Source organism: Deinococcus wulumuqiensis R12, from assembly GCF_011067105.1.
GTDB lineage: Bacteria > Deinococcota > Deinococci > Deinococcales > Deinococcaceae > Deinococcus > Deinococcus wulumuqiensis.
Window position 1 is genome coordinate 844,592 of the sequence record NZ_CP049357.1, and the last position, 26,278, is coordinate 870,869.

Sequence of the window (26,278 nt, forward strand, 5' to 3'; positions counted from 1 at the left end):
CGGAGACCCGTATGATTTAGCTAAGCTCGACCTCGTGTTGAGTGCAACTCTCACAGCATCTGCCAGCACAGTCGGGTGCATAACCGAGCAGGCGGTGTCAGGCCGCACGTTTTCTGGGAGACCGTAAAACCCAGCCCCGGCAGTGGAGGTCAGCACAGTTTCACCCTGTGACACGTGGGTTCGAGTCCCGCAACTGCCACCTACTACCCCCGCCTCAGCGCGGGGGTTTTTCGTTTGCCCCACCCCCACATTCCCTCAAATTGAGAGGCCCATATGCCCGAGCAATGGCGTGATGTTGAGGCTGTCCCCACCCCGGACCTGCCCGCTGCAAAAGCGGCCCACGATGCGGCCCGCGCAGCGGCGACAGATGCCCTCGAACGGTGGCGCGGTCAGCAGGACAGGCAGGACCGCTCCTACGTGAGTACCCGCGTTCTGCCCCGCAGCGAGTACCGCCTTAAGTGGAACAAAGACGGCACCGTGGCGACGGTCCAGTGCCGCCGCATCACGCCCAAATGACAGGCTTTGAGGCGCACATCACCCGCACCGCCGCCCACCGGGACGCTGATGAGCTGACCCGGCACCTTGCCGCCTACGCCGAAACGCGCTGGCGGGCTGGGCAGCGCGGCCCCGTCACCACCCGTCTCCTCGCCGCACACCTCGGCTGGCGCGAGTCCCGCACGGCTGACGCCCTGGCCCTGGCGCAGCAGCTCGGGCAGGTCGGGGTGAGCGTGTTTGATGGGGGGTGGTACGCGAAGTGCTGAGGCGGAAGGAGCGGCTGGCATTTTGGCGCGGCATCGTTCGACGCGGGCGGCACAACGCAGGCGGGACACGGCTGGGGCGTCGGCTCCAGCGGAGGTAGGCATATGAAGCTAAATCACTTGGAAGTCAAGCGTTACAACACGGGCTACCACGTCAGCCTTGAGGCTTCAGCCGATGTTCTTACCCAGTTCACTCCCGTATACGTTCGGGGAACGGGGCATCACCGCCTTCTTGTGGGTGCGCTCTGGCAGGCGCTTAGATCGTGGCGTCAGGAGAAGCGTGCGCTCAATCTGTGCCAAAACTGCCTTCAGCGCGAAGCAACACACGTAGAGCATGGCGACGCGCTCTGCACAGAGTGCTGTATTGGCGCTGGCCTTCTTCCCTAGTCCTGTGGGCAAACAGGCCAGAGGCAAACTCCGCACCCGCAACGGCCCCGCCCGCCCCAACCCCGACACCTGGGCGCCCCGCCACAAACAGTACGGCCCCCGCATCACCCGCGAGCTGACCGCCGTCTGGTGCCCGCCTGAGCCGGAGCCGACGCGCTGCGCGGCCCTGCACCTCCACCGGGAGGATTGGCCCCGGAGCGCGACGGGGGAGGGGGAACTGGACGCCCTGCTCGATGACCTGTGGGCGGCGCGGCAGGTGCGATACGCGGAGCCGGAGCGGGGCGAAGTGCTGGTGTTTGAGGGGGAGAGGGTATGAACGCAACAAAGATGCTTTCCGCTTGCCTGATTCGTGACGGCTTGCTCGGCAGTTCTTCTTACGCTGTTTGGGCGCCCGTGCATGACCTCTGGGTAGCCGCCGGGTACCATCGCTACTGGCACGAGAAAAAGAGAATCTAACCGCCCCGGCTCCGGCTGGGGCTTTTGCTTGCATGGAGGTGAGCATGGCTTACAGCGACGAACAGCGAGAGGCATTCCTCACCATCCTTGAGGCAAATGCGGGAAACATCAAGAAAACAGCGCGTGAGACGGGGGTTTCTGCCCCCACGCTTAGGGAGTGGCAGGCGCAGGGGAAAATAAAACCTTCCCCTGAAAAAGTCGCTGAGATTATCGAAGGCTATCTGGAGAAGGCGAAGCGCGTGCGGGAGAAGTTGCTTGACCGCATGAGCGAAGTGGCCGACACCGAAAAAGACCTGTTCAAGTTGAGCGGGGCATTCAAGATTGTTGCCGACGCAACAGCCGATGAGGAGGTGAACCGTGCTCTCGCCAACCGAATTAATGCTGCTCAAGCCCAAGCAACGGCGGGCACTGAAACTCCTCGAATCGCTGGAAGCGCAGACCCCGCCTTCAACTGAGCGGCCCCTCGGCAACGGCCAGCCTGCGCCGGAGCATTACCTCGACTGGCTGCGCACCCTCTTCCCGCACACCTACACCCAGCCGCTCTCCGACTTCCACAAGGAGTTCTGGCAGCGCATCTGGGCCATGACGCCCGAGCGCCCGGCCACCGAGTTCTACATCTGGCCGCGCGGCTTCTCGAAGACCACCAACGCCGAGCGGGCCGTGATTCGCCTCGCCGCCGCTGGCTTCCGCTACATCCTGTATGTCAAGGAAACCCAGGACCAGGCCGACGACGCGGTGACGAACATCGCCGCCGTACTGGAGTCGCCCGAAGTGGAGCGCTACTACCCGCTGCTCTCTCAACGGCAGGTGGGCAAGTTCGGCAACAGCAAGGGCTGGCGCCGTGACCGCGTGCGCACGGCGTCGGGCGTGGTCGTGGACGCCGCCGGGCTGGACGTGAGCATTCGCGGCCTGCTGCTCGAAGGCAGCCGCCCCGACGTGATCATCCTCGACGACCTCGACGGCAAGCACGACACGCTGCGAACCACCGAGCGCAAAATCAAGACGATCACCTCGGACATCATTCCGGCGGGCGCCCCGAACCGCGTGGTCATCGGCCTGCAGAACATCATCAACCCGCACGGGATTTTCACGCGGCTCGCGGACCTCGACCCCGAGCACCCCGCCGACTTCCTGATGGACCGCTTCGTGTCCGGCCCCTGGCCCGCCGTGCGCGGCCTGGAGTACGAGCAGGCGGGCCTGAATGAGCATGGCAGGCCGGTCTACCGCATCACGGCGGGCGAGAGCACTTGGCCCCAGGCGCGGCCCCTGCCGATGCTGGAAGCGGAACTCAACCAGATGGGGCCGACCCAGTTCATCGAGGAAAAGCAGAACGAAGTCGGAAATCAGGAAGGGGAACTCTACAAGGATTTTCAGCTTCGGGCCATTCCTCGGCCTGGGCTGGAAGAATTCGAGGACATTGTCGTGGTGGGCGACCCAGCGGTCACGAACACGGATGACAGCGACAGCAATGGCATCCGCGTCGGTGGGCGCGTACGCACGCCTGGCCCGAATGATCCCCCGCTTCCGCCTTTCCTTCGGCCTCAGCTGCGCGTAGGTCTGTACGCCTGGGAAGGGCGCGACAGCGTGGACGGCATGCTGACCCGCATCATCGTGAAAGCCATCGAGTACGGGGCCAGTCGCGTGATCATCGAAACCAACCAGGGGGGCGACACCTGGGTAACGTCTTACAACGCCACCTGGGACAAACTGGTGGTGTCACCCGACTACCCGGAAATCACGACGACCACCAGGAAGCCCCAGTTACGTCAGGTCAAGGCAAGTGTCAGTACTGGCGGCAAGCGGGAACGCTGGCAGGTCACGCTCGGCAGCCGAGAACGCGGCGAATTTGTGGAAGCCGAAGGGACGCATGACGCCCTGTTCAAGGCTCTGAAGCGCTTGCCTGACTACAAGCCCTACGACCTCGCAGATACCGACCACTGGCTCGACGAAGAACTGAAGCGTCAGACCCCCGCCCGCCGCCCCGGTGGCGTATCCGTGGCCACCATCCGCTGAAAGGAGCGTGACCTATGACAATGCCTGAACACCTCACGCTCCAGCAGGCGCAGGAGCTGACCAAAGCCGACGCCGACAGCAGGCAGCACCGCGAGCGCGTGCGAAAGATGCTGGCGGGCGACCACTGGCTGGGCGGTGCGGGCTGGGTTGGTCCCCGCCTGCCCGCTGAGAACGGCCTGGCCGCAGAGTTCCTGCTGGCCGTAGAGAAGCAGTTCATTCCCAAGAATGCCCTGCTGGAAGTCGCCCGCCGCCATGTCGGGGCCGTGATTGGCCGCTACCCCATCATCAAACTGGCCTTGCGGGACGCCACCGCTGAGGCCACCAAGGCGCAGCAAGCCGACATGCGGGAGGCCGAGGGGGCGCTGACCGCCTACCTGGACCGCAACCGGGCGCTGGGCAAGCTCCAGATGTTTGCCCGCGAGCTGCTGCTCGGTGACGCCTACCTGCGGAGCTATGTCCCGACCGGGCAGTTGCGGGACGGCGTGATTCCCCCCGGCGACCTGCTGGGGAGCATCGCCCGCCTGCGCCTGAGCAACCCGGACCCGGCAGCCGTGCGGGTGGTGGATGATGAGGAAACCGGCGAGCGGTACGCCGTGTACCGCAGCAAAGACAAGGCCGGGCATGAGGCGGCAGAGGTCTACTACCTGAACGCCGCCGGGCAGACGGTGGTGCGCCGCGTGACGGCCCTGGAAGCCTCGCTGCTGCTGGGCGGCGATGGTCAGCCCTTGCCGGTGCAGGAGCGGGTGCAGGAGAGCGCCGGAGTGGACATGCACGGCCTGCTGCCGATTACCCACGCCGAGCGCGAGCAGTTCATCACGCCGACGATGGTGCGGAACAATTTCATGCTCAACTTCGCCAAAACGGCCATTCTCCGCAACGCAGAGCTGGCGGCGGTGCTGGAGCGGTACGGGGTCAACATCCTGCCGCCTGGGGAGTGGGTCCGGGACAGCAACGTACCGGACGGGATGCGGTACGAGATAGACCCCGCCTGGCGGCCCGGCGGCGGGCAGGCAACCTTTTTCAGCCCGCAAACCACGGCAGACGCCCAGGGCAACGTGCAGGCGGTGGGCGGTGGGCAGTATGGCCGCTTCGAGCCGGTCAGCCCCGACGCCCTGATTGCCACCAAAACGGACGCCTACCACGACATGCTGGACGAGGCCGCACAGAGCCATATCCGCATGTCAGGTGACGCCACGGCGAGCGGTGAGAGCCGCATCCAGGCGATGAACGACTTCAAAACGTCGCTCTACGCCACCGCCACGGCGATTGAGGGCGCACTGGCCGAGCATCTGGAGATGGTGCTGGCCTGGGCTGCTGCGCTGAGTGGCAGTGCGGGCCGCTTCCGGGGCTACCGCGTGGTGGTCCAGTGCCGCATCCTGGCCGCGCAGCCGACCACCGAGGAGCGGGCGCAGGTGATAGCCGAGCAGGGCGCGGGCCTGAGAAGCACCGAGAACGCCATGAGTGAAATCGGGGTGGAGGACACCGACGAGATGCTGGAGTCCGTCCGCAAAGAGCAGGAAGAGAAGCTGAAGCAGGGTCAGGCCGCAGCCGAAGCGCTGGCTGGGATGATTGACCCGCCCAGACCGCGTGCGCCGGTGACAGCCGATGCCACCCCATGATGCCCTCGCCTTCTGGCAGGGTGAGGCCGAATCCGCCCTGTTGCCCCTGCTCGCCGCCATCCATGCGGCCCTGGCAGCGGGCGGTGGGCCGCCGGAGCGTCTGCTCTCGCTGCTGGCCCTGACCGCGAGCCTGCAAGCCCAGGCCCCGGCGCGTGAGGCGTTTGGGGAGACGCTGGCGGGGTTGGTGCGGGTGGAAACCCTGCCCGCCCAGGCGCAGGCGGTGGCGGTGGGCCTGAGCCTGCCGCGCGGTCAGATGGTGGCCCAACGGGCTGCGGAGGTGCTGGCCGGGCGGTCTGCGGCCTTTGTCAGCCCCTACGCCCGCCTCGCCGCTCAGATATTGGTCTGGGATGCCGCCCGCGAGGGTGCCCAGGCCGGAGCGGTGCAGGGCGGGGCACGGTTCAAGACATTCATTCGGGTCAGGCCAGCACAGGAGCGCAGGGCACACAGCTCGCTGGAGGGGCTGACCATCCCCGTAGATGACCTGTACAACATCGGCGGCACGCTGGCCTACGGGCCGGGTGACGAGCGGTTGCCCTGGTCGGAGCGGGCGTTTTGTGGGCACATTCTCAAGTTCAGTAGGAGGTGACAGGGATGGCAGAGGAAGGAAGAGGCGGCGGGCGCGGGCATCCCGTGCGAGGAAAAAATGTCGCCGGGCAGTACCGGGCACTGTTTGCCAAGGGCCTAATGAGAAGCGCGACCAACTCGAAAGGGAAGCGGCGCGTCATCTACTCCAGGCACGGAGAGAAGCACTTGGGCAGTCGAGCGGGTCGTTTATTGGGCGCTGCCCGCCAGCTCTCTAAGTTTGAGCATGGCGAGCGTGGACAGGGCCTTATTCACGCCATAGATGCCACTGCGCGGGCGCGCTCTGAGCACAAGCCAGGGTTTTTTACTCGACAGGCAGCATCGGCGCGGCGCCTGGTGGGGATCAAACCCAAGAAAGCTGACCAGTTGGTTAACCGCCTTGGCGGCCATACGCTTCGCTACCGACTTGGCGAGAGCCACGATAAAACGCGGAGGCTTGCACAAGAGGCGGGGCGGCCTCGGGTTGAGCACGCAGGGAGTATTGCCCGCCGTCTCAAGCGTGCGGATACGCCTGACCTCTTTGGCGGCTCGCGCCTTACCCAGAAGGCGTCTGCGCATTCTCTGCGCATTCAGGGTGCTCTGAGGAACCCCAATCTCTCTGAACATGCGCGGCGCCGCGCAAAGCAATATCTCAAGGCCTACGGCGACCTGACCTAATCCTTTGGCTGGTCACGTGACCGTAAGTCCAGTCCAAACCCCTGAGCGCACCCCAGACCATGACGGTCACGCGGGTGCGCTCGCCCATTCACCCCGGCATGACGCCGGGCGCAGCCCTGGAGGCTCAGAACCATGAAATCAAAAGCCGTTTTCTTGAACACCGCAGGAGGCGACCATGAGGCCGCCTTTAACGCCCTGTACGACGCCTACAGCGCCAGCCAGACCGCCCTCACCGAGGCCGAGAGCAACGCCGAGGCCAGCGACAGCAACAGCATCCGCACCCGCGTGATTGCCAAAGCGCTGGAGCCGCTGGCCCAGGCGCTGGGGATCGAACTCCCCGCCCCCGGCAAACGGCCCGCTCAGGACGCCGCGCAGCAGATTGCCGCACAGGTGGCCGAGAAATTGGAGGGCCTGGAGGCGCTGGAAGCCGGGCGGGATGAGGCGCTGGAGCTGCTGGCCGCCGCTGGGCTGGACCTGGAGGCGCTGGAGGGCGCAGACAGTGACGATGCCCGCTCTAAGGTGGTCGAGGGCTGGCTGGGCAATCTGGACGCCCTGCTGGACACCGCCGAGGGCGCCACCGCCGAGCTGAGCGCCTACCGTTACGCCACTGAGCATGGCCTGGACCCCCAGGCGCTGCTGCTGACCAAAGGCGTAGAGAAGCTGCGGCAGGTGGAGCGCGAGCGACAGGAAAACGGAGAGACGGTGAAAGAAACCGTCTGGGTGGTCGGTGAGGGCGATGACGCCCCGCTGGCCGCCGACCACTTTAAACCCGTGCTGGGGGCGCTGAAGCGTGAGCAGAAGCCCACCGAGCAGGGCACCCGCTGGGTGAGCGGGCAGGAGAGCCGGGAGGCCGCCAACGCCGGAATTGCCACCCAGACCGAAATCATCACCGCCAAGGGGCAAGACCCCGCCTACGAGATTTAAGGAGCCAGGACATGCCTGCAATTACCCTCAGCCCCCGCGCTGGCGTAGACACCAACAGCGCCATGTTTGCTGTTCAGGCCACCACCGGCTTCCGCGTTGGGGAGGACATTCCCGCCGGCAGCCCCTGCGAAATCCGCGCCGTGACGGGCGGTTACGCCATCTTCAAACTCGCCGCTGGCGCGTTCGCCGGCATTGCCCCCCGCGCCGCCAAAGCCGGTCAGGTGCTGGCGCAACCGCTGACCCTGTACGGCGTCGGCGTGCGCTTCCGCGCCTCCGAAACCCCGCTGACCGCTGACGTGTACTACGTGGGCACCGGCGGCACCATCAACGACGCCCCCACCGCGCAGGACGCACGCGGGGCCTTCATCCGCGTGTCCGAGAACGACCTGCTGTGCGTCGCTCAGGGCAAGCTCGCTTAAGGGGGGGCTGAATCATGGCTGAAAACTACAAAGGCGTTACCGGCACCTACACGCTGGACTACCTGAAGACCATCACCAACAAGACCGTGCGCGAGTTTGGCATGGAGGACGTGGCCGCCGCCGTGAATGCGGAAATCGCCGCCCACAACGCCCAGCTGGTCGAGGGTCTGCGCGATTACGTGACCCCCACCACCAAGCGCGAGATGCCCGACGCCACTGGCCAGATGCTGACCGACGAAATGGTGCTGGCGGATGAGTTCGGACGCGCCCCCACCCAGGTGGAAAGCAAGCCGGGCCGCATCGGGCTGCCGCTTGAGCGCTACAAAATCGCCAAGGGCTTCACCACCGACTTCCTGACCACCGCGAGCGTGGCCCAGGTCGCCATGCGGACCCGCGAGGTGGAAGCCGCGCACATCAAGCGCATGACCCGCAACCTGCGCGAGGCGCTGTTCCGCCCGGTCAGCTTTGACTTCACCGACTACCGCGTGGACGACATGGTGCTGAAGGTCAAGCCCCTGTACAACGGTGACGGCACCGCGCCCGTGAACGGCCCCGCCGGTGAGAGCTTTGACGGCGCCCACAACCACTTCATGACCGCGCCCGAGTTGACCGCTGACGCTGTGGACGCCCTGATTGAGAACGTGGCAGAGCACGATGACAATGCGGACGTGGTGATTCAGGTGTCCCTGGCTGAAGCCGCCGCCATTCGCGCCCTGCCCGGCTTTGCGCCCATCATGGACGCCCGCATCGAGCAGGTGCCCAACGGCCAGATGGTGGCCCGGGGCAGCCTGAACACCGGCAACATCAAGAACCGCAAAATCGGCTACTACAACGGTGCCGAAATCTGGGTCAAGCCCTGGGTTTACAGCGGCTACCTGCTGGGCCTGAACCGCAACGCCGCCCAGAAGGTGCTGGGCCTGCGTGAGCCGGAGGAGCAGAACCGCCGGGGCCTGCGCATCGTGGCGACCAACATCGCCTACCCCCTCCAGAGCGAGAACTTCGAGGCCGAGTTTGGCTTTGGCGTGCTGAGCCGAGGCGCCGCCGCCATCCTGCAAATCACCGCCGGGGCCTACGAAGACCCCACCGCCAAGTAAGGAGTGTGGCCCATGAGTGACGTCAAGTTTATCCGTGCAGGCCGGTTCGTCTCTCCCACCGGGGAAGACCTCGGCCCAGCCACTGCCAAGGCGGAGGCCAGCGCTCAGGAGGATGCCCCCACCCTCCGCACGGGCGACCTCCCCGGCAACTTCGTCGGCATCGCCAAACTGCGTGAAGGCGACGTGACCACCTACGAAGCCCTGCGGGCCAAGGACAAAGCGGCGCTGGTCGACCTGGGACTGACGGCTGAGCAGGCGGACAGCGCCCTCGCCAAAGCCAATGACCCGGTGAACTGACATGACCCAGCCCGCCCGCACCTATGACGAGTCGCTGCTGACGGTGATTGACCCCGCAGACCGGGAATTTTCTCGGACGTGGGTTCGCACACTGCTGCGCGACAGGCCCGAGGTCAATCGGGGCGGGCTGCCGCTTGGCCCCGGCCAGCCCACCCGCCCCAGTGAGTCGACCTGGCCTGAGTACAGCCGTACCGACCAGGAGCTGAACGCGGCACTGGAGCTGGACGCGGCCTTTGACCCGGCGGCCAACCCCCCGGCGAAGTATTACCGCCCGCACTTCACGGCGGCGCGGCTCTACCTCGGCGACCCGGCACTCTGGAAGTCCCGAGCGGTGGACGGCTCCAGCGAGAGCAGGCGCGACAGCCAGGAAATCGTCAGTGCGTGGCTGGCACAGGGTGCAGCGCTGGACAGCCTGATTCCGGTCAAGCCCTTGCCGCCGTTCGAAGCGGTGGCGGGGACGACTGAAGCCGGAAAGGTGGCTCCAGAGCGGCCCACAACGGTTGTGGTCCGCACCGGGCCGGGGTGGTAGGCGTGACCCTCTTCAAAGACCTCAAACGCCAGCTGCGCGACCTGCAAAACCCGCAGACGCTGCACGACCTGCACAACATCGCTGGACATGCTACGCATGAGCTGGTGCTGGAAGGGTTCCGCTTCGAGCGCGACCCTTACGGCGTGCCCTGGCAACCCACCCGCCGCCGAAACCCAATTTTGCAGGACACCTTCACCCTGCGAAACGGCATCGCGTGGCGGGCCGACAGCCGGGGCGTCACCGTGCAGACCTCGGGCCGCGCCAACGCCTACGCCGCCTACCACCAACGCGGCACCCGCAAGATGCCCCGGCGCAAGTTCGTGCCGGACTCGGGGGAGTTGCCGCTCGCCTATGAGCAGCGGCTCCGCAACGACTTCGGCGAATACCTGCGCCAGAGGTTCGGCTGATGGAAACACTCGCGCAACAGCTTCAGGACGCGCTGGGCACTGGCGTCGCGGTGTATCTCGGTTCCGAGTACCTCGACCGTCAGCCGCAGCTCCCGCTGGTCATCGTGCTGCCCGGCAGTGTCCGCTACGACGCGCCGGACGGCTCGGTGGCGGACGCGCTGGCGATGGGCACGGCAGAGACGACGCTGGTGTGCAAGGCCGTGACCTTCGAGGAAGCCGCCCTGCTGGCCGACCTCTGCTACGCCGCCATCGGCCCGGGGAAGCCCGCCACCTCGCGGCTGCGCTCCGAGACGTGGGGCGACTACACGGTGCGCGTGGCCGACCTGACCATCACGTTCCCGGCCGTGCTGACCCGCAGCGACATCACCCGCGTGCGCGTGGCCCACTTCACGCAGCTCGCCCAGTTCATGGACACCCCGGAGGTGGTCCCTGATGACGAAACGTACCGCCCAAACGGAGAAACTCAGTTTGTCGAATCCGACTGAGCCGACCCCGACCCCCGACCCCCGCGCCGATGCGCCCGCCCCTGCTCAGGACGGCGGGCGCGTGCCGTTCGAGACGCTGCTGACCGGACTCCCCGGGTGGCAGCAGGCGGCCCTCCGCGCCTCGACCAACTGGCCCCAGGGCCGCGAGGTGACGCAAGGCGAATTCAAGGCAGCTCTTGAGGCCGCCACCGGCGAGGTGATCAAGTGACCGCTCTCTCCCGAGTCAAAGTCACCTTCGAGGACTACAACCTCGGTCTGGTGCCCCCCATCAGCGAAGCGCACGCCAAGATCGGCGTGGCCGCCGCTGGCCCCCTCACGCCGCAGTGGATGACGCGCGGCTCGCAGGCCCTCGACGCCTACCAGGGTGGCCCGCTGGCCGGCGCCTGCGCGGTGGCCCTGCTCGAAACCGCCCCGGTGGTCGGCGTGCGCGTGAACGCGACGACCCAGGGCACCGTGTCGGAAGTGACGAAGGTCGGCACTGGCGCCAGCGTCATGACCACGGGCGGCACCGTGAACGACGCCTACAGCCTGACCCTGCGCGTGACCCGCAGCGGCACCGCGACGGACGGCCTCGCGGCGGTGGTCGTCAGCACCAACGGCAACGACGGCCCCGAGCGCAGCGTGCCCGCCTCCGGCACGCTCGACCTGACCGGCACCGGCCTGAGCGTGACCTTCGGCGCGGGCGGCCTGACGGAAGGCGACACCTACAGCCTGACCACCACCGCGCCCGCCGCGACGGTGGCCGACATCATCACGGCGCTGGAAACGCTGCTCGGCTCGCGCCCCGACCTGCGCTTCGTCCACATCCTCGGCGCGGCGACCCCGGCGCTGGTGGCCGGTGTGGACGCCGTGCTGACCGAGCGCGAGACGCGGAACTACTACGTCCACGCGCTGCTCGAAGCCCCTGCCATGACCGACGGCGAGCGCATGAGCGACTACCTCAGCCGCGTCAGTGCCCTGTTCGCCAACCTGACCAGCCTGCGCGTGGCGGTGGCCCTGGACGGCGGCGCGGTCTACAACCCCATCACCCGGCAACTGGAGCGCCGCAGCAGCGCCTGGAAGCTCAGCGCCCGCCGCGCCACCGTGCCGATTGGCGAAGCGCCTTACCGCGTCCGCACCGGGCCGCTGCCCGCGATGGGTGCCCTGGCCTTCGATGCCAACCTCACGGGCAACGTGGGCCGCTTCGCTGCCCTGCGCACCTACGACGGGCGCGAGGGGGTGTACCCGGCGTCCTGGCCGATGCTCGCGCCGAGCGGCAGCGACTACGACGAGGTGCAGCAGCGCGAGGTGATCGACCGCGCGGCCACCATCGGCTATGTCTCCGCGATGGACTACCTGGGCGACGACGTGCCGGTGGACACCACGACCGGGCGCATTCTGGAAACGAAGGCGCTGGCGATGGAGACCTACCTCGAAGGCCGCGTCCGGGCGGGACTGGGCGGGGAAGCCTCCGGCGTGCGCGTGCGCGTGGACCGCGAGGGCAACATCCTCAGCACCCGCAAGATCACCTTCGTCCTGAGCGTGATTCCGCTGGGCCACATGAAACACATCGACGTGGTCGTGGGCTTCACCAATCCGATGCTGGCGGCCCTGGCACCGGCGGCCCCGGTGGAAGCCGCCGCCGCGCCCGCTGCGCCGAAGGGAGCGTGACGTAAATGCCCAAGATCGACACCAAAAACCCGCGCCTCACCTTCGCCCGCATCAAGATCGAAGTGGACGGCAAGGAAATCCTGGCCCGGTCCATCAGCTACGGCGACAGCATCGAGCGCAGCGACATCGAGGGCAACGCCCGCATGGCGCTGGGGGTCAGCGACGGCATGTACAAGACCGACGAAGGCGAACTCACCGTCTACGCCGACGAGTACGCCGAGATCGTGGACGCCTTCGGTGACAAGTTCTTTGAAAAGGACTTCGATGTCAGCGTGGCCTACGAGAAGCTCGGCAGTTCCAAGCTGACCAAGGACGAGCTGATCGGCTGCCGCTGGACCAAGCGCGGCGTCAGCGACGAAACCGGCGGCGACGCCCTGACCCGCACCCTCGGCTTCAAGCCGCACTACATCAAGATGAACGGGAAAAACCCGCTCTCCAAGATGCCGGAAGGCGCGAAGTAACCCACCCCTAAACGTGCCGGGAGTCGCCCAGATTCCCGGCCTGGACACCTTTTTCCCAATCCATTTTCGGAGGCATCCCCATGACCCAGGAACAGCAGCAGCCCCAGCCCACCCCCACCGACACCTTCGCGGGCCTGACCCGTGCCCAGGTCGCCGAACTGCGCCGCACGCACGGCGTCGAGCGCGTCAAGACCCTCAGTGCGCCCACCGCCGCCGGTCAGCGCCTGCAGGTGGTGGTCCGCGCCCCCAGTCGTGACGAATACGACCGCTACGTGGAAACGCTCGCCAAGTTCAAAGAGCGCACCGCGCAGGCCCTGAGTGCCAACCGCACACTGCTGATGAGCTGTCTGCTCGCGCCGGACGCGGCGGCGGTGGCGGTGGCCCTGGACGCGCAGCCCGCGCTGGTGGACAAGCTGGTCGAGCCGGTGCTGAGCATGGCGGGTGCGGACGCGGAGGTCCGCGAAGAGACGTTTTGAGGCCGACTGGCAACGGCTGGTCGCGCAAACGAAGGATGGGGGGCTGAACCTCGCCGCCGAGTGCCTGCTCGCCTACCAGTTTCAGGAGCGCGAGGACGGGCGGCCCAGTGACCGGGCGCGGCTGGGGGCCTACTTCACGGCGCAACAGATGTTGATGCAGCGGGCGTTCATGACGGCGTTCGGCAAGGGACGCTAGAGCAGATCGAGGCCAAGCAAGGCCGCGTTGAGGTCGGGAGAGCTGAAAATCTTCCATTTCCCCGCCTCTTCCGACACCTGAAGCCCAACCGTGACCTCTCGCATGGGCGCCGTCGGGTCGGTGATCTGGTTGAGGATGAACATGGTCCCGCCGTTTTGCTGCGTGATGATGTTGCGGGCCACCGTGGTCATATCCACGGTCTTCACGCGCACCGGGACCAGCGTGGTGCCCTGACGCCCCGCCTGACGCTTCCCAACCGTGTACTCCATGCGTTCCCAAAGGGCCTTTCGAATGGTCCGCACGTCCTCGTCGCCATTCACGAATGAATCAATCGCCTCCACTGATTCTCCGGAGTGCAGGTGCCCGGCGGCGGTGGGGAGATCAAGCGTCTGCACGGAGCGAAAAAACGCCTGAGCGGTGGCCTCGGGCGAGCGCCCCGCCTGCTGACAGCCAGCGAGTAAGGCAGAGGCGAGCAGAAGGGCACGTTTCATGCAGTTACGCATACCACACCAGGGGGTGAATCATGGCCGGAGCCGTACAGTGGACGCTACAGCTCGTTGACAGACTGACCGCCCCCGCCCGCAACGCGCAGAAGCGCCTGGAGCTGGTCGAGAAGACCATCAAGCGTGTCGAGGCGGCGACCCGACTTTCCGGCGGTGCCTTCGGGGGCTGGGCGAAGGCCGGGGAAAACTCCGCCCGCCGCGTAGACGCCGCCTTCAAGCGCGTGCAGAACCGGGTGGGGCAGACCCAACAGGGCTTTCAGGGGCTGACGCAGATGCTGGGCACTGCGGGGTTCGCAGTAGCAGGCGTGGGCTACGGCGTGGGCTACGCCGGAAAGTCAATCGTCGATGCCGCCGCCTATAAGCAGAACCAACTGCTCAGCCTCCGGGGAATGATGGAGGGGGACGCCAGCCGGGCCGCCAAGCTGTTTGAGGATGCTCAGCGGTTTGCGGCGGCCACGCCCTTCACCACCCGCGAGATTCTGGACGCCACGCGGCAGTCGGTGGCTATCGGCTTCGACCCCTCGCAGGCGATTCCCCTAGTCGAGTTGGCCGGGAAACTGAGCGTGGGATCGGGCAAGAGCATGGATCAGGTCATGGAAGCCTTCGCCGCGCTGCGCGGTGGCGACTTCGGGCAGGCGTTCGGGGTCGGCCAGGGCTTTTCCAACCTCAACATCAGCCGAATGGCGCTCAAGGCGGCGGGCCTCAAGTTCGGGGCCAATGGCGAGTACAAGGGCACCATTCAGGAGGGCATCAACGCCGTCAGCAAGATCATCAACAAACAGTACGGCAGCGCCCTCAAGGAGCAATCAAGCGCCCTGAGCGGCCTCGCTTCCACGCTCGCCAGTCGGCCCGAGGAATTGTTCATGTCGCTGGTGGACAGCAAGGGGTCGAGCAGGGCGCTCAAGCCGCTGCAAGACTTCATGGCGAACCTTGCGGAGTTGACCGACTTCAGCAAGGGGCCGGGTTCACGGATTCAAAAGCGGTTCGAGAAAAGCATGACTGGACTGTTCGGCGCCGTGTTCAACCCGCTGGCCGATGCGACGGGCGGGCAAAAAGGCGTGGACACCATCAACCGCATTCTTTCCAAGCTTGACGATTACGCGACGTGGTGGGAGCGCGAAGGCCCCCGCGTCATTGCGAACGCCAAAGGCTTCGGGGAGGGCCTCGCCGCTGGCGTCAACACAGCCCTGATTCCCGTGAAGCTGCTCGGCGCCAGCCTGGACAAACTGGACCGTCTGACCGGCGGTGAGGGCAGCGGCGGCATGGGCAAGGTGCTCGGGTTCATGGTCGGCGCGGGTGGCGTGGCGTGGCTCGCCAACCTGCTCAGCTTCGGCATGATCGGCAAGCTCGGCATGAAAGGCGGGCAGATGCTGATCGGAGCAATGAAGACCGGCATCAGCCGAGCAGGGCAGGCCATCCTCGGGCGCTCGTGGCTGGCCCGCACCTTCATGGGCAGCGTGCGCGGCGGTGGCCTGCTGGCGGCGCTGGGGCTGAAGGGCCTCGGCCCCAAACTGCTCGGGGGCCTGAAAACCCTCGGCCCCCGGATGCTCGGCTGGCTGGGCCGCCTCGCGCCGCTCGCGGCCCGGTTCGCGCCCTGGCTGGCCCGCATCGGCGCCCTGTTCGCAGGGTTGTCCAACCCTATCGGCTGGGTGGTCACGGCGGTGACGGCCATCGCGGGCCTCGGAGCCATTCTGTACCGCAAGTGGGAGCCGTTCCGGGACTTTATCGACGGCCTGGGCGACGGCTTCCGCAGCGCCGCCGACTCCGCCGTGCGGTGGTTCCAGAGCATTCCCTCCCGACTGGCTGGCCTGGGGGCCACGCTGTACGAAACCCTGTTGCCTGACTGGGTGCGTGACGGGCTGGCCCGCATCGGCGTGACCCTGCCTACCCCGCAGGTGGTGCAGCAGGCGGCGGCGGCAGTGCCCACCGGGCCGCAGCCCAAAACGCCGCCACTCACCCCCACGGGCGCAAATGCCTCGGTGTCGGCCCTGACCGGCGTGGCAGAGCGGCTCGGCATCGACCCGCAGGCGCTGCTCGCGGTGGCGTTCAAGGAAAGTGCGCTCAACCCGGCAGCCGTCAACAAGGCCAGCGGCGCGAGTGGCCTGATTCAGTTCCTGCCGTCCACGGCGCGGGGCCTGGGCACGACTGCCGAGGCGGTGCGCCGGATGTCGCCCACCGAACAGGCGCCCTACATCGAGCGTTACCTGCGCGAGGCGGGCGTGCGTCCTGGCGCGAGCCTTGAGCAGGTCTACGCCGCCGTGTTCGCGGGCAGCGCCAGCAAGACGGGCCGGGTGCTCTACACCACTGCCGACGGCAGGGCCTACAGCGACAACAAGGGGCTGGACCTCGACGGCGACGGCAAGATCACCAGCATGGAAGCGGCGCAGTCGGCGGGCAATGCCTGGGGCAAAGCGGCCCCGACGTTCGCCCCGAACATCACCATCAACGCCTACGGCCAGTTCTCGCCGCAGTTCGCCCAGGACGTGGGCGCAGCGGCAGGCGGCGCGGTGGGCAGCAGTCTCAACCTCTACGCCATCGAGCAGGGCGTGGGCACCCCCGGAGGTGGTCCGCAGTGAGCAGCAGCCCCATGACCGCCGCGAAGCTGCACGACGACCTGGTGCTGCTCGACGGCGGCAAGCGCTGGCCGGTGCCGGGCGCCAGCATGGTGCGCGTGACCATGAGCGCCAACACCGACAGCCAGGAACTGCCCGCCGACGGCAAGGCCGTGACGCAGCTCAACGAAGCGACGGGCGAAGTCGAGGTCAAGGTCACCATGTGGACCCCGGCGCAGTGGGACGCCTACCAGAGCCTGCTCGCCCACCTGCGGCGCGGCACGAAAAGCGGCCCGGCGGTGTTCACCAGCACGCATCCTGAAATCCGGGGCCGGCGCATCAAGCGGCTGTACTTCGTGAGCGAGGAGGGCGGCGGCTACAGCCCCAAAGGGGGCTACTCGGCCACCCTGAAATTCTCCGAGAAGCTCAAGGAAAAGGACAAGGCGACGGCGGTGGGCGACGCCGGGACCATCACGATTCCGGGCGGCGGCGCGAGTGGCGCAGGCGGCACCCCTGGCAACTGGGGCAGCGGCGGCACCACCACGGCGGCGGGGCAGGCGTCGGCAGACTCGATGCTGCGTTCGCTGGTGGCCCCGCCGGTGCCCCTGACTGGGGGCAACACCACCGCCACGCCCGGCTTCTGCTCGGCCTCGGTGCGGGTGCCCGCAACGGCGGCGGGTGTCCCTGCGGCAGTCTTCGGCGCCAGCGCCCGGGCCACCGAAGCCAACGCCAACCGCATGGGCCTGGGTCGCCCCTGGCAGCCCGGCGTGACGCAGGTGGGCGACATGATCGGGTTTGCCAACGACCCCAGCGGGTACGGCCACCTCGGTACCGTCGTCGGCTTCGACAAGAAGGACGGCATGCCGCTGGTGGCTGGCAACAACCTCGTGACCTACCGGCAAAAAGGCGGGCGATTCGACGGCGCGGGCCGACCGATTGACCGGCACATCGACTCGCGCGGCGTGGTCCGGCTCGATCAGCTCACCACGCCGAAGAGCCAGCCCACAACCATCATCCGACCCGGTGGCTGGGGCGCAGCACCGCCGAAGCCGAAGCCCCGGCCCATTGGCCCAGTGGCCCCGATTCCGCAGGGGATGCCGAGCCAGAACGTGCAGCCGCCCGCGCGCTGAGTCCTTTCCGCCCACACAGGAGGCCCCATGCCCCTACTTCAGATTTCCGGCATCCCTGCGGGGCCGCCCACGCTCATCATGCACCCGCTCAACGGCCGCCCCACCGCCAGTGTCCGCCTCGGCGCAACCGAGGTGCCCTGGCAGCCGGGCGACCAGGTGCAACTGCGCTTCGACCTCGAACAGGACTCGCCCCCGGATTGCCTCATGACCGTCGTGCGCGTCGGCCTGAGCGGGGGCTTTCTCTCTGCGCAGCTCGTCGGCGGCACGGGCGGCCTGGGCAAGGACATCGCGGCCAAGTGGTATCGGGACATCCCAGCGGAAACCGTGCTGCGAGAGATTTTGCAGGAGTGCGGCGAGCAGGTCGGCGAGTTGAACCTGCCCGGCACCCTGCCGGCATGGACCCGCCCCGCCGGTCCCGCGCACGAGGCGCTGCGGGCGCTGATGATGCGTTACCCCGACCGCATCTGGTGGATGGACCATGAGGGGAAGGTTCACGCCGATGTTCCGAAGTGGGAACCGTTTGACCCGGAGCTTCCCTTGGAGGAGTACGACGCCGCCCAGGGCCTGTATGTGGTGCCCTTTACGCCCCAGCTCACGGCCAACCGGCACGTCACCATGACGCGCGGGGAAGAGAAGGTGGAAAAACGCGTCACCCGCGTGGTCCACTCCATCACCGAAGTCTACGACTACCCGAAAAACCGCCTGCGCTTGCGCTCCACGGTCCACACGGGTGACGGGAAGGATCAGGGCATCGCGGGTCTGGAAACCGTCACGCAGCAGGCCACCCGCTGGACCGACTACTGCGGGCTGTACGCGGCGCAGGTGCTGCGGGACCACGGCAACCACACCCTCGACCTGCGGCCCGAGCATCCGCTGATGCCCGACATGACCGAGGTGCGGCTGCTGCAGCCGATTGCCGGGGCGAAGGTCAAGCTCAAGGCCGGGGCGACAGTCATGCTGGAGTTCCAGGCGGGCGACCCGGCGCGGCCCGTCGTGACCGGCTACGCAGCGGCCAGCCTCGAACGGTTCGAACTGGTGACCGGCAAGGGCCAGGGCATCGTGATCGACGACGACCGGGGACAAAAGTCGCCGGACGACGCCGAGTACATGCGCCCCCATATCAAAGTGCAGGACGCTGCCGGGCAACTGGTGGAGCTGTGGGCCGAAGACCGGAAAGAGTGCATCCGGGTCCGGGCGAAGGCTGGGCACGAACTGCTGATGGACTCCACGAAACTCGCGGAGAAGGTGTTCCTGCGCGACATGGCCGGCCAGGAACTGCTGATGGATTCCGCGAAGGGCAGCGTGCGGCTCAGCGGCCTGGGTGGAGTGCTGGACATCCTCAAGGGGGGTGACGTGACCCTGAAGGCCAATGCGAATCTGAACCTCCAGGCGAGCGGCAGCGCCACTGTGAACGGGGCGCGCATCAGCGTCGGCGGCGACACCCCGGTGGCCCGCGTCGGTGACACCGTGCAGGTCGATCCCGTCACCCACATCGGCACGATCACCAGTGGCAGCACGAAGGTAGGAAGCGGCTGATGGGCCTCCTGCACCCGCTGACGCAACTGGGGGCCAAATCCAGCCTCTGGGAACTGGTGGACCTCGGGCAACAGGTGGCCGGGGAGTTGGGCATTCCGGTCCCGCCCGAAGTGACGAAGATGCTGGACAAGCTGCCGAGCATCGCAGACGCGGTGGGCAGCGGCGACCCGCAACAGCTCCTGGGGCTGGTGGGGCCGGACATCGCGCAGGCGCTGGGGGCGCAGCTCGACGACCCGGTGCTGCAAAGCCTCGTGCGCGGTGATCTGGAAGGGGCGAAGGATTCTCTGCTCTCCTACGCGGGCAACCTCGTCAACATGAAACTAGACCTCGGCAGCCAGCTCCACGAGGCCCTGGGCGACCTGGGCGCCTTGCGGGACATGCGCGGCAAACTCAATGGGCTGTTGGACATCGCCCGTGACCTCCCCGGCGCACTGACCGACCTCACGGGGATGCCCATTCTCGGGGAAGCCCTGGAGCTCCTCGCACAGCACTCGCCCGAGCTGGCGCAGGTCATCCGCATGGCGAGCGAGCAGGCCAGCCGACTGGACAGCCAGATTCGCAGCGTCGAGAACCTCGTCGGGGACGTGACGCGAAAAATCGAGAGCGTGACGGACCTGAGAAGCCTCGCCGAACTCGCGGTCGGGGAACTCGATCAGCACATCGACGGCCTCGGCGACGTGTTCGGGGCCGCGAAATCCATCCTGGGGGCGATCAAATGACCGGCGATAACCTCGGCGTTGACTTCACCCTCCGCAGTGGCCTGGGGAGCGAATTGACTTCCGGCCTGCCCCTCCTCATTGAATCCCTCGCCCGGCGCCTGCGCACCCGCAAGGGCGCCCTCTGGTACGACCCCGACTACGGCTCTTACCTGCCCGAATACCTGGGCGAATCGTTTCAGGACGGGGGAGCGGAGGCGGCGGCCATCTGCGAACTCGACCTCGAAGAAGACCCGCGCGTGCTGAACGCGGATGCGACCGTGGAAGCGGTGCACCTGCGAGGTGTGAGTCTCCGGGCCAGCGTGACCACCCAGACAGGCGTGATTGACCTCGTCATCGAGGCGAGCAGCGCCCACACCCTCTACCCGCCAGAAATCGAGATCACCCCCTACGGAGTGGGGTAGGAGGCTGCATGGCACTATCTGACCTTATCCGCCCACGCAGCCGCGAGCAGGTCGTGCAGCGGATGCTCTACACCCTCGGCGCAGACCCGGCCCTCGGGGCCAACTTCGCGCCGACGAACTACGTGCCCGGCGACCCGCTCAGAACGCTGCTTGAACTTGCGGGCGAGGGCATCAGCGATGTGGACCGACTGGTGGCCGCGCTGGCCGAGGCGGGCTACCTCGACTCCGCTGTGGGCGAGTGGCTCTCGCTGCTCACCGAGTCGCACTACGCCACCACGCGGCAGACCTCGACGTTCGCGCAGGGCCTCGTGCGCCTGGTGGCCTCGCCGGGCAGCGCGGTCGCGGCCCCGGCGGGCCTGATCGTCGGCACGGCCAACGGTCTCAAATTCAGCACCCTCGAAGCCGCTGTCGTGCCTGCTGGGAGCTACGCCGATGTCCCGGTCCGCGCCGAGCAGCCGGGCGCGGCCTACAACGTCCCGGCGACGACCATCCGTATCCTGCACACGCCGCTGCCGGGGCTGGCTGTGACCAACGTGGGCGGCTGGCTGCTCGAGGCGGGGGCCGACGAGGAGGGCGACGAGGCCCTGCGCCGTCGCGCCCGCCTGCGCTGGTCGGAACTCGGCGGCGGGGCCACGCGGGACGCCTACGAGTACTGGGCCTTCACTGCCCACCCCTCGGTGGACCGGGTGCGGGTCCTCGACGAACACCCACGCGGGCAGGGCACGGTGGACGTGGTGCTGTGGGGCACCGGCGGCCTGGGCGACGCGGCGGTAACGGCCGTGGACGCCTATGTTCAGGCGCGCCGCCCGCTGACCTCTGACGTGCAGGTCTACAGCGCGGCGGAGCGGGCCGTCCCGGTGGCCGTCGAACTCTATGCCCCGTTCGGGGACCGGGCGAGCATCGAGGCGCAGGTGCTCTCCGGCCTGAGTGCACTGCAGCGTGAACTGCCCATTGGCGGGACGCTGTACCGCGCGCAGGTGATCGAGGTGGCGATGCTGCCGCCCGGCGTCCTGGACGCGCGAACCACCTTCGCGGACGTGCGCCCGGGGGCGGTGGAGGCGCTGACCCTGGTGCCGCGCGTGAGCTGGCGGGACACCCCGTGAGCGGCCCTGAGCCGTATCTGCCGGCACTGCAACGCCTGATGCGCCTGAACCCGGTGGACTACCAGGATGAGGGCACGCAGCAGCACCTGCGGGCACTGGCCGCGCCACTTGACGACGTGGCTGGCCGGGCTTATGCCGTCGCGTTGGCCCGACTGGTGCAGTACGCACCAGAGGACGCCCTGCTGCAGCTCGGCGCCGAGCGGCGCATTCGGCGCTACCCCGACGAGCCGCTGGACACCTACCGCCGCCGGGTGGCCGGGGCCTGGGAATTCTGGCGACAGGCGGGCACGCTGCCGGGGCTGGTGCTCGCGCTGCGGCAGGCGGGCTATCTCGCCACCGTGACCGAGCACTTCCGTGACCCGGACCCCGCGCATTGGGCTGAGTTCAGTGTGTTCATCTCGCCGCTGTTCGCGCCGACGGGCGGCGGCACCTGGGGCGCGGGTCAGACATGGGGCAGTCCCAACTACTGGGGCTACCGATTGGAGGGCCTACCGTTCGACGGCGTACTGGAACTCATCCGCGACGTGAAGCCCGCTCACGCCCGCCTGCGCCGCCTGCTCTACAGCCCTGGCCGGCACATCTGGGGCGGTACGGACCGTTGGGCGCAGGGCGTAAAAGCACAGCCCTGGAACAGCCCCTGGGGGACGCCGCCCGTGGTTTTCCCGCCGCCGGGAGAGCGCGAAACCCTGTGGGGCCAGGGCCGACCCGAAACCATCTACGAATACGAAGGAGCACCTGCTTATGCCGAAGACCATTAACCCGCCCGCCTACTGGACCGACACCATCGAAGTGCCGCGCGACGGCGAGGGCATTGACGCCGCTGACCTGGAACTGCCGGTCGGCGACACCCTGGGCAACACTAAATTTCTGCGTCAGGCCCTGATCGACCTGTCGCGCGAGGTGGCGAGCCTGCGGGCCGCGCAGACCTCGTTTGTCCTCACCGCGCCCGCCAGTCTCACCGCTGAGCCGGGGCGCACCTACCCCGTGGCGGTGGGCGTCAACCGGCAGTCGGGGTTTACCGGCGCGGTGGACCTCGACGTGCAGAACCTGCCCGCTGGCGTGTCGGCCACTTTCGACCCGGACCCCGCGTCCGGCAGCAGCAGCACCCTGACGCTGAAGGCTGGCGTGGACGCGGTGCCGGGCCGCTATGACGTGCTGCTTACCGGCAGCAGCGGCGGCGTGAGCAGCGGCAGCAAGGTGCTGCTCACCGTGACAGCGGCCTCGCTCGCGCCCCGCTTCGACATGACGACGGCGGGCAGCGCGGTGGTGGACCGGGCGGCAGGAAAAACGGCCACGCTGCCCATCGACATCACGCGCCAGGGCGGGTTCGCGGACGCTATTCAGCTCAGCCTGGTGGCGCCGCCCTCGGGCATCAGTGGCACGTTCAGCGCCAATCCGATCACGGGTGCAGCCACCAACCAGCCCGCAGCGAGCACCCTCACCCTGGCGGTGGGGGAAAGTGTCCCGGCGGGCACCTACAGCATCAACGTGCGGGCGGCGAGCGGGAACCTGGTGGTCACGCGGGCCGTGTCGCTGACGGTGACGGCGCAGGCCCAGGCGGGGGCGCTCAATTTCTACGTCAGCAGCTTTGTGCTCGACGACACCAGCGGCGCCCTGCTCGGTGGCGGCGCCACATTGCAGATTGCGCGTGAGGGCGGCTTTACCGGCCCGGTGCTCGTGCGGGTGTCAGACCCACTCGCCTACGGTCCGGTCGTGCTGATCGACGGGCAACCCTGGCAGGCCACCATCCTCGGGGACACGGCGAGGGTCACGCTCGACTGGTCGGGCCGGGGGTACGACGGCGGTGAAAATGCCATGCGCCGCATTGGCGCGGCGAGCATCGTTCCGATGACCTTCAGCGACGGTTACTCGAAAAACTGGTACTACACGCTGCTTTTCAGTGGCGCGCAGGACGGTCAGCCGGTGATGTCCTTGCTGCCGGGGCTGGGGCCGGTACCACTCGTGCGCGGGCGGGATATTCAGGTCCGCTGGACGGCGGGTTGAGATGACGATGAAACCGATTAGGAAGCCGAAGCTGGGCCGCGCCTGGGACTCGCGCATGACTGAAGGGCTGATCGGGAGCACTCCTGGCTTGCGGGGAGTGCCCCCATTTGACCCCGAACAGGATGTGGACTTGGTGGACGCCCTGAACGAGCGGCTGGAGGAAGGGGAGCGGGTACTCGCGGCCGAGCGGGAGCGCGTGGCGCAGGCGCTGGCCGATACCGCGCAGAACAACGCCGCCCAGAACGCCCGTCTCGCCGCCCTGAACCTGCCCCCCTGGGTTGTGACGGACAACCAACCCGGCTACGTCGAAATCACCCAGCTCCGCGCTGGGGCCGTGCGCCCTGGCACCGTCACTCTGCCGAACAGCGGCATCACACTCGCAACCGTGGAGGTTGATCTCGTATGACCCTACCCCCCCTACCCCAAAGACATTTGCTCCCCGTCGAGGCAGCCGAGGCGCTCGACACCCTGCATGGCGTGGTTCGTGCCGAGCAGGACAAAAACAATCGGCAGACCGCGCAGGCGGTCTCTGACGCCGCCGCCAAAATGGAGCAGGCTCGCGCTGAGGCGCTGAAACTCGGCCCCGTGGACAAGCGGTTTATCAGCACGACCCCCACCGCCCCACGTCTCCCGACTCAGCAGGAGCGGGACGCGGCGGGCGGCGTTTTGGTCGGGTCTGTGCTGACGGCTGAGGGCGCCGTACAACTCGTCTGGTACAACGGCGCGACAGGCGGCTGGGACCTGTATGGCACGCCGAGCCTGACGCCCACCGCCCTCACCTACACCCGCGCTCAACTCACCGCAGGAACCGCGAACCCCCCCGCGCCCGCCACCCGCATCTGGGACGAGCACGGCAGCCTGCGCGTGCGCCCGGCTGCATCGGGCGAAAAGGCGGACCAGGGCATCACGTTCGCACTCGCCGGGGGCCGTATGGCCGAGCGGGAATGGGATGGGAAAAACGTCTACACGAAATGGTACGGGCTGAAACCCGGCGACGATGTAAGCGGCTACATTCCTGCGCTGGCCGCAGTCCCCGAGGACGGCGTGCTGCACTGGACGCCGGGGAAATACGTGCATGGCCTCGCCGGGTACGCAGGCAAGGGTGACAAATACAACCCGCTGCACATCCGGGGAAAAAACAGGTTCACGATGAAAATGGCGGGCGTCACCGTAGAAGCGGCCCTCGACCTGCCGAACACCACCTATTACGGCGGCTGGGCGTTCTATAGCTGTCATCACTACCGCATCGAGGGCTGGCCTGTCTATGACGGACGCCTGGACGTGCGGGACGCACAGCAATTCCATGAGCGCTACCACAACGACCCGGTAACGGGCGTCTGGGGGCCGGACACCAGCAGTCCCAAACGCTACAGCGACCCCGGCTGGGCGCTGCTCTGGCTGGACGGCTGGCGTGTGGAACTGGGGTGCGTGGGGAGTTATCTGGAGGTGGAGGCCCGGCGCTGCCTGATGGACGGCATCCTGACGGTGGGCAACTGCGTTGATACCTACCTGTACAGGTGCGTCAGCAGCGGCAATTTCCGGCAGGGACTCAGCGCAGTCGGGGTAGACGGCCTGACGATTGACGGCGGCATCTATGAACTCACGGGTCAGACGCGGGGGCCGGACGGTCAGCGGCGTGGGACTGCGCCGTTTGCAGGCATTGACCTGGAGGGGGAGGCGCACGGCGGGGCAAACGATACCCCGCTCATGAACAAGCGCGTCCAGATCATCAACAAGCCGGAGTTTCGCTACAACCGGGGCGCGGGCCTGATGGTGCATCAGTACAGCGAGAACACGCAGGTGGAATCAGCGCACATCCACCACAACGACGCCTACGGCCTGAACGTGGACGGGGCGAGCGTGGGCAGTTATTTCGGCCCCGGTGTATTCCTTGAAATGAATGGCCGGTACAAGGGGGCGGGGGCGGAATCGTTCGAGGTCAATTTTCACGGTGCGGACGCGGTCCTGAACGGCGTCATCATCGTGACAGATGCGCAGCGGGCGATTTACGACGGCGAGGGCAAGAAGGGAAAGAAAATCCTCAACGTCACGGTAAAAAGCACCGCGACGGACAACAGCGCAGAGAGCGGCTGGGTGTCCCTGTTCAACCCGGACACGCTGGTGGACGGCCTGACGACAGAGAATGTTGTACCGCCGAGCGGGTATGGCGCGGTTCACGTCGAAAACCTCACCACGGGCGCGATTCGCAACAGCCGGATTCGGACCACGCTGGACACCAATGTACCGGGTCTGAGCGGCAAGGCGGCAAATGCCGCAGGAAACGAGGTGACAGGCTATCGGCGCGGCAAAACGCTGACGGTGCCGAGCCGTGCGCCCGCCGTAGCCTTCAAACTCACGATGGATGAGTCCGGGGAGCGGAAACTGGTAACCGCTGACAGCAGGGAGATGAACCCGATGAAGGCGGAATTGCTGCTAGAGGAGGCGGACGCCTGGACGTACCGCCTGACCGGAGCGCCAGCGGTCACAGCGGGGACCAACCCGCAGGTGCGTTTCTGGGTGGACAACCTCAAGGTGGGCGAATACACTGTGCTGTTCCAGAGCGTCGGCGTGGGGGATGCGGGCGGCTATGGACGTGCCTACCCCGCCCGGATGTATGGACACGCCGTGCACACGGAGATTCCGACTGGGCAAACAACACTCGCTATTAACGTGCTGGTGCGGGTGCTGAGGCGCTGAAGGCTGAACAAGGCCGCACCACCTGACCCCGCACAGTACCGGAGGCCGCAAATGGCGGGCCGTGAGCCTGCGGGCACGGAATGGCGACAACGGCGGACCTGTGGCGGCATGGCGACAGGGGGACGCGGCGCTCATCAGCATCACCGTGCCCCGGAACGTGTTCAGCGTCATCACGGTGACGGCGGTGGTGGAAGTGCGGCGGGGCTGATGAGCACCGCTTGTG

Annotated in this window: 32 protein-coding genes; 31 read left to right on the forward strand and 1 reads right to left on the reverse strand. The window is 67.2% G+C overall.

Going from position 1 to position 26,278, the window contains the following annotated elements:
* The first annotated feature begins 273 nt into the window (after positions 1-273).
* From G6R31_RS04110 to G6R31_RS04205, 20 genes are all read left to right on the forward strand, one after another.
* The gene (locus tag G6R31_RS04110; protein ID WP_017870007.1) at positions 274-516 is read left to right on the forward strand and encodes a hypothetical protein; all 243 of its coding nucleotides are present in this window, start codon (positions 274-276) and stop codon (positions 514-516) included.
* Positions 513-761 (forward strand): hypothetical protein, encoded by a 249-nt coding sequence (locus G6R31_RS04115; protein ID WP_017870006.1) that lies wholly within the window; start codon positions 513-515, stop codon positions 759-761. The genes G6R31_RS04110 and G6R31_RS04115 overlap by 4 nt, the downstream gene beginning before the upstream one ends.
* 388 nt (positions 762-1,149) lie before the next feature.
* Complete coding sequence (locus G6R31_RS04120) at positions 1,150-1,461, forward strand: hypothetical protein (RefSeq protein ID WP_017870005.1); 312 nt, start codon at positions 1,150-1,152, stop codon at positions 1,459-1,461.
* A gap of 184 nt (positions 1,462-1,645) precedes the next feature.
* On the forward strand, positions 1,646-2,056 hold the full coding sequence (locus G6R31_RS04125; RefSeq protein WP_152423551.1) for a hypothetical protein: 411 nt from the start codon (positions 1,646-1,648) through the stop codon (positions 2,054-2,056).
* Positions 1,959-3,614 (forward strand): hypothetical protein, encoded by a 1,656-nt coding sequence (locus G6R31_RS04130; RefSeq protein ID WP_152423550.1) that lies wholly within the window; start codon positions 1,959-1,961, stop codon positions 3,612-3,614. Before G6R31_RS04125 ends, G6R31_RS04130 begins: the two co-directional genes overlap by 98 nt.
* A gap of 14 nt (positions 3,615-3,628) precedes the next feature.
* Entirely contained in the window at positions 3,629-5,233 is a 1,605-nt protein-coding gene (locus tag G6R31_RS04135) for a hypothetical protein (protein WP_152423549.1), read from the forward strand.
* Entirely contained in the window at positions 5,220-5,819 is a 600-nt protein-coding gene (locus tag G6R31_RS04140) for a hypothetical protein (RefSeq protein ID WP_017870001.1), read from the forward strand. Before G6R31_RS04135 ends, G6R31_RS04140 begins: the two co-directional genes overlap by 14 nt.
* 5 nt (positions 5,820-5,824) lie before the next feature.
* A complete protein-coding gene (locus tag G6R31_RS04145) occupies positions 5,825-6,472 on the forward strand; it encodes a hypothetical protein (RefSeq protein WP_152423548.1) in 648 nt (215 codons plus the stop codon).
* A 153-nt stretch (positions 6,473-6,625) separates the two neighbouring features.
* Complete coding sequence (locus G6R31_RS04150; protein ID WP_017869999.1) at positions 6,626-7,396, forward strand: hypothetical protein; 771 nt, start codon at positions 6,626-6,628, stop codon at positions 7,394-7,396.
* 11 nt (positions 7,397-7,407) lie between these two features.
* Entirely contained in the window at positions 7,408-7,815 is a 408-nt protein-coding gene (locus G6R31_RS04155; protein ID WP_017869998.1) for a hypothetical protein, read from the forward strand.
* 14 nt (positions 7,816-7,829) lie between these two features.
* Positions 7,830-8,909, forward strand: coding sequence for a hypothetical protein (locus G6R31_RS04160; RefSeq protein WP_017869997.1), 1,080 nt, complete (start codon positions 7,830-7,832; stop codon positions 8,907-8,909).
* Between the two features lie 12 nt (positions 8,910-8,921).
* Positions 8,922-9,206, forward strand: coding sequence for a hypothetical protein (locus G6R31_RS04165; RefSeq protein ID WP_017869996.1), 285 nt, complete (start codon positions 8,922-8,924; stop codon positions 9,204-9,206).
* Position 9,207: 1 nt separating this feature from the next.
* A complete protein-coding gene (locus tag G6R31_RS04170; protein ID WP_017869995.1) occupies positions 9,208-9,735 on the forward strand; it encodes a hypothetical protein in 528 nt (175 codons plus the stop codon).
* 2 nt (positions 9,736-9,737) lie between these two features.
* Positions 9,738-10,142: a phage virion morphogenesis family protein gene (locus tag G6R31_RS04175; protein WP_043826345.1), complete on the forward strand. Its 405-nt coding sequence runs from the start codon at positions 9,738-9,740 to the stop codon at positions 10,140-10,142.
* Complete coding sequence (locus G6R31_RS04180) at positions 10,142-10,627, forward strand: hypothetical protein (RefSeq protein WP_017869993.1); 486 nt, start codon at positions 10,142-10,144, stop codon at positions 10,625-10,627. Before G6R31_RS04175 ends, G6R31_RS04180 begins: the two co-directional genes overlap by 1 nt.
* Positions 10,611-10,835 carry a hypothetical protein gene (locus G6R31_RS04185; RefSeq protein WP_152423547.1) on the forward strand — a complete coding sequence of 75 codons (225 nt, stop codon included), beginning with the start codon at positions 10,611-10,613 and terminating at the stop codon, positions 10,833-10,835. The genes G6R31_RS04180 and G6R31_RS04185 overlap by 17 nt, the downstream gene beginning before the upstream one ends.
* Positions 10,832-12,277: a DUF2586 family protein gene (locus G6R31_RS04190; protein WP_017869991.1), complete on the forward strand. Its 1,446-nt coding sequence runs from the start codon at positions 10,832-10,834 to the stop codon at positions 12,275-12,277. Before G6R31_RS04185 ends, G6R31_RS04190 begins: the two co-directional genes overlap by 4 nt.
* Positions 12,278-12,282: 5 nt before the next feature.
* The gene (locus G6R31_RS04195; protein WP_017869990.1) at positions 12,283-12,738 is read left to right on the forward strand and encodes a hypothetical protein; all 456 of its coding nucleotides are present in this window, start codon (positions 12,283-12,285) and stop codon (positions 12,736-12,738) included.
* 80 nt (positions 12,739-12,818) lie between these two features.
* Positions 12,819-13,214: a hypothetical protein gene (locus G6R31_RS04200; protein WP_017869989.1), complete on the forward strand. Its 396-nt coding sequence runs from the start codon at positions 12,819-12,821 to the stop codon at positions 13,212-13,214.
* Complete coding sequence (locus tag G6R31_RS04205; protein WP_017869988.1) at positions 13,180-13,410, forward strand: hypothetical protein; 231 nt, start codon at positions 13,180-13,182, stop codon at positions 13,408-13,410. Before G6R31_RS04200 ends, G6R31_RS04205 begins: the two co-directional genes overlap by 35 nt.
* On the opposite strand, the gene G6R31_RS04210 is transcribed toward G6R31_RS04205, so the two are convergent.
* The gene (locus G6R31_RS04210; RefSeq protein ID WP_017869987.1) at positions 13,407-13,901 is read right to left on the reverse strand and encodes a hypothetical protein; all 495 of its coding nucleotides are present in this window, start codon (positions 13,899-13,901) and stop codon (positions 13,407-13,409) included. The genes G6R31_RS04205 and G6R31_RS04210 overlap by 4 nt on opposite strands.
* 32 nt (positions 13,902-13,933) lie before the next feature.
* Between G6R31_RS04210 and G6R31_RS04215 the strand changes: the two genes are divergently transcribed.
* From G6R31_RS04215 to G6R31_RS04265, 11 genes are all read left to right on the forward strand, one after another.
* On the forward strand, positions 13,934-16,489 hold the full coding sequence (locus G6R31_RS04215) for a transglycosylase SLT domain-containing protein (RefSeq protein ID WP_017869986.1): 2,556 nt from the start codon (positions 13,934-13,936) through the stop codon (positions 16,487-16,489).
* An 11-nt stretch (positions 16,490-16,500) separates the two neighbouring features.
* Positions 16,501-17,595 carry a hypothetical protein gene (locus G6R31_RS04220; protein ID WP_152423546.1) on the forward strand — a complete coding sequence of 365 codons (1,095 nt, stop codon included), beginning with the start codon at positions 16,501-16,503 and terminating at the stop codon, positions 17,593-17,595.
* Between the two features lie 27 nt (positions 17,596-17,622).
* Positions 17,623-19,131, forward strand: a complete 1,509-nt coding sequence (locus G6R31_RS04225; RefSeq protein WP_017869984.1) for a hypothetical protein — start codon at positions 17,623-17,625, stop codon at positions 19,129-19,131.
* Positions 19,131-19,850 carry a hypothetical protein gene (locus G6R31_RS04230; RefSeq protein WP_017869983.1) on the forward strand — a complete coding sequence of 240 codons (720 nt, stop codon included), beginning with the start codon at positions 19,131-19,133 and terminating at the stop codon, positions 19,848-19,850. The genes G6R31_RS04225 and G6R31_RS04230 overlap by 1 nt, the downstream gene beginning before the upstream one ends.
* Positions 19,847-20,251, forward strand: a complete 405-nt coding sequence (locus tag G6R31_RS04235) for a hypothetical protein (RefSeq protein WP_017869982.1) — start codon at positions 19,847-19,849, stop codon at positions 20,249-20,251. The genes G6R31_RS04230 and G6R31_RS04235 overlap by 4 nt, the downstream gene beginning before the upstream one ends.
* Positions 20,252-20,259: 8 nt before the next feature.
* A complete protein-coding gene (locus G6R31_RS04240; RefSeq protein WP_017869981.1) occupies positions 20,260-21,354 on the forward strand; it encodes a baseplate J/gp47 family protein in 1,095 nt (364 codons plus the stop codon).
* Positions 21,351-22,112: a phage tail protein gene (locus tag G6R31_RS04245; RefSeq protein WP_017869980.1), complete on the forward strand. Its 762-nt coding sequence runs from the start codon at positions 21,351-21,353 to the stop codon at positions 22,110-22,112. The genes G6R31_RS04240 and G6R31_RS04245 overlap by 4 nt, the downstream gene beginning before the upstream one ends.
* Positions 22,096-23,358 (forward strand): COG1470 family protein, encoded by a 1,263-nt coding sequence (locus tag G6R31_RS04250; protein WP_017869979.1) that lies wholly within the window; start codon positions 22,096-22,098, stop codon positions 23,356-23,358. Before G6R31_RS04245 ends, G6R31_RS04250 begins: the two co-directional genes overlap by 17 nt.
* A 1-nt stretch (position 23,359) precedes the next feature.
* On the forward strand, positions 23,360-23,764 hold the full coding sequence (locus G6R31_RS04255) for a hypothetical protein (RefSeq protein ID WP_017869978.1): 405 nt from the start codon (positions 23,360-23,362) through the stop codon (positions 23,762-23,764).
* Between the two features lie 26 nt (positions 23,765-23,790).
* Positions 23,791-26,055 carry a hypothetical protein gene (locus G6R31_RS04260; protein WP_017869977.1) on the forward strand — a complete coding sequence of 755 codons (2,265 nt, stop codon included), beginning with the start codon at positions 23,791-23,793 and terminating at the stop codon, positions 26,053-26,055.
* Positions 26,056-26,116: 61 nt separating this feature from the next.
* The gene (locus G6R31_RS04265) at positions 26,117-26,263 is read left to right on the forward strand and encodes a hypothetical protein (protein WP_017869976.1); all 147 of its coding nucleotides are present in this window, start codon (positions 26,117-26,119) and stop codon (positions 26,261-26,263) included.
* The last annotated feature ends 15 nt before the right edge of the window (positions 26,264-26,278 follow it).